This window comes from Ruegeria sp. CDSA034, from assembly GCF_059612275.1.
The window spans coordinates 1-1,078 of sequence record NZ_JBXWQH010000036.1 but is presented as its reverse complement, the minus strand read 5'-3'; the positions used below and the strand labels follow the sequence as shown (position 1 = coordinate 1,078).

1 protein-coding gene is annotated in these 1,078 nt (G+C 54.6%); it reads left to right on the top strand.

Annotated features, from left to right (window positions below):
• Positions 1 to 400: 400 nt before the first annotated feature.
• A partial coding sequence (locus AC2FLJ_RS22805; protein ID WP_496707782.1) for a VOC family protein occupies positions 401 to 1,078 on the top strand: 678 nt, incomplete at its 3' end.

Here is a 1,078-nt window from a genome sequence, read left to right as displayed (position 1 = left end):
GCGGACAAAACGGTCATTCGCAAAACCGTGCCTTCTGTCGCCATAGGCCCATTCACGACCTTATGAACTCTGTCAAACGCTGTGGTGCAGTTTCACAAGAGCAGCCGTTCATGCATCGTGCAGCATCCATTGCCAGAGAACAGCGGACGCGTGGGCAAATTGGTCCGTTTCGGCGGCAGCATGTCCACGCCCCAATCCAGCGTGGTGTCAGAAACCGGAAATGATCCATTTTTTCGGATCAAGGCTGCGTGCAAAGATGCAATCTGCGCAAAAAACAACGCTGTTTTCAAAGGCGCTCCACGAGCACACCTTGTCCGCCTGGCGGACACTGAGCCGGACAGAAGTTCTCTCCGGTACCGTCTCTTTCTAGTTTGGTTGCGCAGCTGTGGAAGGAAATGAAATGCCAATTCAATCTTTGGGCTATCTTGGTGTGCGATCCGACCGGACGGATGACTGGAAGCAATTCGCAAGTAAAGTACTTGCCATGCAACTCGCTGATCACGGCGGGCGCCAACTTTCTTTCCGGATGGATGATTTGGTGCAGCGCCTGGTGATATCCGATGAACCCGGCGAAACGCTTGCCTTCATCGGCTGGGAACTTTCGCAGAAATCAGACCTGCAAGATTACGCCGCCCGGCTGGACAATGCGGGACATAAGGTTGGGCAGGGAAGCCGTGAATTGGCAGACCGCAGGTTTGTCGAAGACCTGATCGTATTTCACGATCCTGCGGGAAACCGGATCGAACTGGTGTGGAACCCACAAAAAGCCGAAGACCCCTTTACGCCGGGGCGGCCGATCGACGGCTTTAAAACCGGCCCGCTTGGAATGGGGCATGCGGTGTTGCACGTGCCCGATGCGACGGCTCTATTACCGTTCTATCGCGATGTGCTGGGATTTGCCGTCAGTGACTATGGTCTGAAACCAGTGCCGCTCTACTTTTTCCACGTCAACGGGCGGCATCACAGCTTTGCCATAGTTGGCTCGGGCAATTCGGGGTTTCACCACTTCATGGTCGAATATCACAACCTTGATGACGTTGGTCAGGGTTATGACCTAGCCTGCCAGGAAGAGGATGGC